The organism is Nitrosomonas sp. JL21 (assembly GCF_009833095.1).
Classification (GTDB): Bacteria; Pseudomonadota; Gammaproteobacteria; order Burkholderiales; family Nitrosomonadaceae; genus Nitrosomonas.
This window is the reverse complement of record NZ_QRCB01000035.1, coordinates 68,552-76,310: the sequence shown is the minus strand read 5'-3', so window position 1 is coordinate 76,310 and position 7,759 is coordinate 68,552. Positions and strand designations below refer to the sequence as shown.

General features: G+C 45.2%; 3 protein-coding genes, 2 tRNA genes, 3 rRNA genes and 1 pseudogene. 3 read left to right on the top strand and 6 right to left on the bottom strand.

What is annotated here, in order from left to right; translation table 11 throughout:
* From ABF87_RS11215 to ABF87_RS11210, 3 genes and pseudogenes are all read left to right on the top strand, one after another.
* Positions 1–186 (top strand): annotated as a pseudogene (locus tag ABF87_RS11215) (transposase); the annotation flags it as partial.
* Between the two features lie 79 nt (positions 187–265).
* The gene (locus ABF87_RS15325) at positions 266–391 is read left to right on the top strand and encodes a hypothetical protein (protein WP_275689465.1); all 126 of its coding nucleotides are present in this window, start codon (positions 266–268) and stop codon (positions 389–391) included.
* Entirely contained in the window at positions 375–860 is a 486-nt protein-coding gene (locus ABF87_RS11210) for a transposase (protein WP_160829205.1), read from the top strand. The genes ABF87_RS15325 and ABF87_RS11210 overlap by 17 nt, the downstream gene beginning before the upstream one ends.
* Positions 861–1,003: 143 nt before the next feature.
* On the opposite strand, the gene rrf is transcribed toward ABF87_RS11210, so the two are convergent.
* From rrf to prfB, 6 genes are all read right to left on the bottom strand, one after another.
* Positions 1,004–1,116: ribosomal RNA gene (gene rrf, locus ABF87_RS11205) — 5S ribosomal RNA — on the bottom strand.
* Between the two features lie 78 nt (positions 1,117–1,194).
* Positions 1,195–4,122 (bottom strand): 23S ribosomal RNA (locus tag ABF87_RS11200).
* 199 nt (positions 4,123–4,321) lie between these two features.
* Positions 4,322–4,397: transfer RNA gene (locus ABF87_RS11195), tRNA-Ala, on the bottom strand.
* 8 nt (positions 4,398–4,405) lie between these two features.
* Positions 4,406–4,482, bottom strand: a tRNA-Ile gene (locus ABF87_RS11190).
* Between the two features lie 98 nt (positions 4,483–4,580).
* A 16S ribosomal RNA gene (locus ABF87_RS11185) occupies positions 4,581–6,118 on the bottom strand.
* The 16S, 23S and 5S rRNA genes sit together here with 2 tRNA genes alongside, the layout of an rRNA operon.
* A 386-nt stretch (positions 6,119–6,504) precedes the next feature.
* A protein-coding gene (gene prfB / locus ABF87_RS11180; protein ID WP_160829204.1) for a peptide chain release factor 2 occupies positions 6,505–7,612 on the bottom strand; the annotation gives its coding sequence in 2 pieces (ribosomal slippage) (positions 6,505–7,530 and positions 7,532–7,612; 1,107 coding nt in all).
* Positions 7,613–7,759: the final 147 nt, after the last annotated feature.

The window sequence follows — 7,759 nt, the reverse complement described above, 5'->3', positions numbered from 1 at the left end:
GACCTGACAGGAGAACTCTACTATCTGGACAATGGACGAGCTTCCATTGATCCGGTATTGTTTTTTCGGATGCAATTGATCAGTTATCTGTTTGGGATTGAGTCTGACCGTCAGCTTTGCCGTGATATCCACTTGAATTTGGCATACTGCTGGTTTTGTCGACTCTCCCTTGACCTGCCTGTACCGCATCCCTCCTATTAATCCGTATACGGGACAGGATGGGAGAATCCAGATACCGACAAATATTTAAACTGATATTGCTGCAATGGCAAAACAAGGTCGATTCACCGGCAAGCAAATTGTTGCTGATGCGACGCTCGTGAAAGCTAACGCCTCCATGAATTCTTTGGTGAAGCGCGAGGATACCGATCCTGATGCCAGATCCGTATGAGAAATTGGATAACGGGCTGATCAAACGATACCGAATCACTGGCGGGTACTGTCGCCAATGCAGCAGGCGAGCAGATTGCTTACCCGATTCAGCCAAAAGCAGAGCTCGGTTTGTCTACCGTAGTCTACATCAGCATGAAATCGATAAGGTTCGTGCACGGCAGGAAACCAGGGCCTTTATCTCCAAGATGATATTGCGAAAGTGGACGATAGAAGGGTTATTCGCTGAAGCCAAGCAATTCCACGGACTAAGGCGCGCCCGTTATCGTGGTTTACAGAAAGTATCGATTCAAGCTCTGATGACCGCAATGGCCCAGAATATTAAGCGAATCATTAAACAATTACTTGATATTTATTGGTATCTAAGAAGATATCCGTATCTCAGAAAAGAAATATTGAGCGCACAAAATTATCTAGTTTACTTTAAGTGCATGCCCAAACTTTTTCTATATAAACCCGCCCAGACATAAATCAGCTTTTTCAACAGGCCATCTTAATTACTACATTTTAGATTTAGCTTATTGTAATTAACTTATAAAAGATTAAATTTAACATACTAATTTTCTATATATAAAAAAAGCCCCTTATCGTAACAAGGGGCTTTAGTATGAGTGCCTGGCGGTAACCTACTTTCACATGCGATTGCACACTATCATCGGCGCATCTTCGTTTCACTATTCTGTTCGGGATGGGAAGAAGTGGATCCAAAGTGCCATGGCCGCCAAGCGTAACCAGTATCATTGTTTAATCGGGTTAGATAGACAAATAATGAATTTCTATTATTCAGTAAATTAATAAAATTATAGGATCAAGTCTCACGGTCAATTAGTATCGATTAGCTTAACATATTACTATGCTTCCACACTCGACCTATCAACGTCGTAGTCTTCGACGAACCTTTAGGAGGGTTTAACCCTCGGGAAATCTTATCTTATGGGAAGTTTCCCGCTTAGATGCTTTCAGCGGTTATCTCTTCCGCACTTAGCTACCCGGCGATACGACTGGCGTCATAACCGGTACACCAGAGGTGCGTCCACTCCGGTCCTCTCGTACTAGGAGCAGGTCCATTCAAATTTCCAACGCCCACGGCAGATAGGGACCAAACTGTCTCACGACGTTTTAAACCCAGCTCACGTACCACTTTAAATGGCGAACAGCCATACCCTTGGGACCGGCTACAGCCCCAGGATGTGATGAGCCGACATCGAGGTGCCAAACTCCCCCGTCGATATGAACTCTTGGGAGGAATCAGCCTGTTATCCCCGGCGTACCTTTTATCCGTTGAGCGATGGCCCTTCCATACAGAACCACCGGATCACTATGACCTGCTTTCGCATCTGCTCGACTTGTCAGTCTCGCAGTTAAGCACGCTTTTGCCATTGCACTATCAGCACGATTTCCGACCGTACCTAGCGTACCTTCGTACTCCTCCGTTACAATTTGGGAGGAGACCGCCCCAGTCAAACTGCCTACCATACACGGTCCCCAATCCAGATAATGGACCTAGGTTAGAACTCCGACAACATCAGGGTGGTATTTCAACGTCGGCTCCATGAATTCTGGCGAATTCACTTCAAAGCCTCCCACCTATCCTACACAAATGTTATCAAAATCCAATGTAAAGCTACAGTAAAGGTGCACGGGGTCTTTCCGTCTAGCCGCGGGGAGATTGCATCTTCACAAACATTTCAACTTCGCTGAGTCCCAGGAGGAGACAGTGTGGCCATCGTTACGCCATTCGTGCAGGTCGGAACTTACCCGACAAGGAATTTCGCTACCTTAGGACCGTTATAGTTACGGCCGCCGTTTACCGGGGCTTCAATCAAGAGCTTGCACCCCATCATTTAACCTTCCGGCACCGGGCAGGCGTCACACTCTATACGTCCACTTTCGTGTTTGCAGAGTGCTATGTTTTTATTAAACAGTCGCAGCCACCATTTCATTGCAACCCTATTCTGCTTCGCGCGCGAAGCGCTACACATACAAAGGGCACACCTTTTCCCGAAGTTACGGTGCTATTTTGCCGAGTTCCTTCTCCTGAGTTCTCTCAAGCGCCTTAGAATTCTCATCCTACCCACCTGTGTCGGTTTACGGTACGGTCTTTATTCAACTGAAGCTTAGTGGCTTTTCTTGGAAGCATGGTATCACTAACTTGGCACTCCTAAGAGTGTTTCGTCATTACGCCTCAACTAAGCCATCCGGATTTACCTAGACAGCATGTCTACACGCTTAAACCGGGACATCCAACACCCGGCTTAGCTAACCTTCTTCGTCCCCACATCGCATTGAACAAAGGTACTGGAATATTAACCAGTTTCCCATCAGCTACGCATTTCTGCCTCACCTTAGGGGCCGACTCACCCTGCGCCGATGAACGTTGCACAGGAAACCTTGGGTTTTCGGCGAGGAAGCCTTTCACTTCCTTTATCGCTACTCATGTCAGCATTCGCACTTCCGATATCTCCAGCAATCTTTACAGATCACCTTCACAGACTTACGGAACGCTCTCCTACCATTTACAAAATTGTAAATCCCTAGCTTCGGTGCACAATTTGAGCCCCGTTACATCTTCCGCGCAGGACGACTCGATCAGTGAGCTATTACGCTTTCTTTAAAGGATGGCTGCTTCTAAGCCAACCTCCTGACTGTTTATGCCTTCCCACTTCGTTTCCCACTTAACTGTGTCTTTGGGACCTTAGCTGAGGGTCTGGGTTGTTTCCCTTTCGACACCGGACGTTAGCACCCGATGTCTGTCTCCCATGCTCGCACTCTTTGGTATTCGGAGTTTGCAATGGTTTGGTAAGTCTCAATGACCCCCTAGCCATAACAGTGCTCTACCCCCAAAGGTGATACATGAGGCACTACCTAAATAGTTTTCGGAGAGAACCAGCTATTTCCAGATTTGTTTAGCCTTTCACCCCTACCCACAGCTCATCCCCTAATTTTTCAACATTAGTGGGTTCGGACCTCCACGAAGTGTTACCTTCGCTTCATCCTGGCCATGGGTAGATCATCTGGTTTCGGGTCTACACTCAGCAACTTGACGCCCTATTAAGACTCGCTTTCGCTACGCTTCCCCTATATGGTTAAGCTTGCTACTGAATGTAAGTCGCTGACCCATTATACAAAAGGTACGCAGTCACTAAATATGAATATTCAGCTCCCACTGTTTGTATGCATGCGATTTCAGGATCTATTTCACTCCCCTTCCGGGGTTCTTTTCACCTTTCCCTCACGGTACTAGTTCACTATCGGTCGATTACGAGTATTTAGCCTTAGAGGATGGTCCCCCTATCTTCAAACAGGATTTCACGTGTCCCGCCTTACTTTTCTCAATCTTAGTTCTACATATAAATTTTTATCTACAGGGCTATCACCTACTATGGCTTAACTTTCCAGATAATTCGATTAATTTATATGCTAAATATTGAAGGCTTTTCCCATTTCGCTCGCCACTACTTTGGGAATCTCGGTTGATTTCTTTTCCTCTGGTTACTTAGATGTTTCAGTTCTCCAGGTTCGCAACACTTAACTTATATATTCAGCTAAGGTCGACTCTTGCTTAATTGATTATTTGAATCCAAACCAATTAAGCAAGAGTCAGGTTTCCCCATTCGGATATCTCCGGATCATAGCTTGCTTGCCAGCTCCCCGAAGCTTTTCGCAGACTTCCACGTCCTTCATCGCCTGTAATCGCCAAGGCATCCATCACATGCACTTATTCACTTGATCCTATAATTTTATAAACTTAAAACAAAATTATAGAAACTAATTTACTTCTTGAGATACAATCTAACCCAATATTTATTATACAAAAACATACACGCCAAAAAAAATAACTAACGGTATATAGATATACAATAAAATTTATTTCCAAATTTTTAAAGAACAAAAAACTTTTATGAGTATGAACAAACAAAAACAATAATTTTGGTGGAGGTGAACGGGATCGAACCGATGACCCCCTGCTTGCAAAGCAGGTGCTCTCCCAGCTGAGCTACACCCCCTTTTCTGTTGGTGGGTCTGGGTGGACTTGAACCACCGACCCCACGCTTATCAAGCGTGTGCTCTAACCAACTGAGCTACAGACCCTAATTATTCTCGCTAATATACATTACTTCAATGCAATTAGCTCTTAGCTCAACTCATGCACAATCGATAGGTTGTGAGTACTCAATAAAATTCTCTAGAAAGGAGGTGATCCAGCCGCAGGTTCCCCTACGGCTACCTTGTTACGACTTCACCCCAGTCATGAATCTCACCGTGGCAAGCGCCCTCCTTACGGTTAGACTACCTGCTTCTGGTGAAACCCACTCCCATGGTGTGACGGGCGGTGTGTACAAGACCCGGGAACGTATTCACCGCGACATGCTGATCCGCGATTACTAGCGATTCCGACTTCACGGAGTCGAGTTGCAGACTCCGATCCGGACTACGACGCGCTTTCTGAGATTAGCTCCCCCTCGCGGGTTGGCAACCCTCTGTACGCGCCATTGTATTACGTGTGAAGCCCTACCCATAAGGGCCATGAGGACTTGACGTCATCCCCACCTTCCTCCGGTTTGTCACCGGCAGTCTCATTAAAGTGCCCAACTAAATGATGGCAATTAATGACAAGGGTTGCGCTCGTTGCGGGACTTAACCCAACATCTCACGACACGAGCTGACGACAGCCATGCAGCACCTGTGTTTAGATTTCCTTTCGGACACAATTTCATCTCTGAAATCTTTCTAACATGTCAAGGGTAGGTAAGGTTTTTCGCGTTGCATCGAATTAATCCACATAATCCACCGCTTGTGCGGGTCCCCGTCAATTCCTTTGAGTTTTAATCTTGCGACCGTACTCCCCAGGCGGTCAACTTCACGCGTTAGCTACGTTACCAAGCCTATTAAGGCCCAACAACTAGTTGACATAGTTTAGGGCGTGGACTACCAGGGTATCTAATCCTGTTTGCTCCCCACGCTTTCGTGCATGAGCGTCAGTGTTAACCCAGGAGGCTGCCTTCGCCATCGATGTTCTTCCATATCTCTACGCATTTCACTGCTACACATGGAATTCCACCTCCCTCTGCCACACTCTAGATTTGTAGTTTCAAACGCAATTCCCAGGTTAAGCCCGGGGATTTCACATCTGACTTACAAAACCGCCTGCGCACCCTTTACGCCCAGTAATTCCGATTAACGCTCGCACCCTACGTATTACCGCGGCTGCTGGCACGTAGTTAGCCGGTGCTTCTTCTGTCGATACCGTCATCAATTATAATTATTAATCATAATTTTTTCTTCTCGACTGAAAGAGCTTTACAACCCGAAGGCCTTCTTCACTCACGCGGCATTGCTGGATCAGGCTTTCGCCCATTGTCCAAAATTCCCCACTGCTGCCTCCCGTAGGAGTCTGGGCCGTGTCTCAGTCCCAGTGTGGCTGGTCGTCCTCTCAGACCAACTACTGATCGTCGCCTTGGTAAGCCTTTACCTTACCAACTAGCTAATCAGACATCGGCCGCTCTCAAAGCGTAAGGTCTTTCGATCCCCTACTTTCCTCCTCAGAGTATATGCGGTATTAGCACATCTTTCGATGCGTTATCCCCCACTTTAAGACACGTTCCGATGCATTACTCACCCGTTCGCCACTCGCCACCAAGTGCAAGCACTCGTGCTGCCGTTCGACTTGCATGTGTAAAGCATGCCGCCAGCGTTCAATCTGAGCCAGGATCAAACTCTTAAGTTTAAATCCGTTAAAACTCTCGCTTGACGTTTTGATTTAATGAAAAATCTAATTTCTTGCGAGTATTTATATAATTATGAATTATATTCAATTCATTTTTTATTAAGTACTCACACCTATCGATTGTATTTTTAAAGAGCGTTTCTGCTGTTTACTAAATGTCGCTCAGCAGAGAAGAACGAGATTATACAGACTAAAAATTCCGGGTCAAGCCTTTTTCTATTTAATTTTCTGACTGTCTTTGAATAGTTGTTCAAGACCAATTTTTCTTGTTTTTAAAACAAACCATTAATTATATCTACCACTGAAATACAAATTTTCAAAACCTGAAATCTTAAAAATTAAACCTTCATTGCAACTTTGAAAACTCCACCACATATTTACGTGATCTAATTTACCCCCTGTTTCAAACTTGCTTCTATGAAAGCATTCAAGTTACCGTCCAACACACTTTGCGTGTTACCAATTTCCAAATTCGTGCGTAGATCCTTGATTCTGGATTGGTCCAATACATATGAACGAATCTGATGCCCCCACCCGATATCGGTTTTCGTTTCTTCCATGGCCTGTTTTTCTTCATTACGTTTGCGCAGTTCTGCTTCATATAATCTGGATTTGAGCATCGCCAGCGCATCCGCTTTGTTGCGATGCTGGGAACGTCCGCTCTGGCACTGCACGACGATACCGGTTGGATTATGAGTAATACGTATCGCAGAATCCGTTTTATTAATATGCTGCCCTCCTGCTCCGGATGCACGAAACGTATCTATTCTTAAGTCTGCTGGATTGATCTCTATTTCAATTGTGTCATCCACTTCTGGATAAACAAACACACTTGCAAATGATGTATGGCGGCGATTCCCCGAATCAAAGGGTGACTTCCTGACTAGACGATGCACACCCGTTTCTGTGCGGAGATAACCGTACGCATATTCACCAGACACCTTGAATGTAGCACTTTTGATACCGGCCACATCCCCCGGAGACTCCTCCAGAATTTCAACTTCAAAACCCTGTCTCTCACAGTATCGCAAATACATACGCTCCAGCATTGCGGCCCAATCCTGCGCTTCGGTTCCGCCAGAACCCGCCTGGATATCCACAAAGCAATTATTCGGATCCATCGGATCGGAAAACATTCGTCGAAATTCCAAATCTGCTATCACTTTTTCTGCCGTACTGACATCCTTGGCAATACTTATAAGCGTCTCATCGTCGGATTCATCTTTGGCAATCTGAAATAGTTCTTGAGCATCTTGTAATTGATGCCCAATCGTTTTCAAAGTAACTACCGTACTTTCTAATAGTTTTTTTTCTCGACTGATTTCCTGAGTTCGCTTGCTGTCATCCCAAAGTGCGGGATCTTCAAGCAGCCGAGTTAGCTCTTCAAGCCGAACCTGTTTTGTATCGAAGTCAAAGAAACCTCCGTAATTCATTGATCCGATTTTCCATATCTTGTAGATGACTTGAGATAGCGTTAATTTGTTCTACTTCCATTTCTCCACCTTTCACTTAATATAAGTTTTGAATTATACCTGCTCAAGCAATCAAACCTTGATAGCTTCCGTCTGCCTCGCCAGCAAAATTCTCTTCTCCGAAAAGTAAATTTATTTGATAATTGTGCAGAATTCTTCAATATTCATG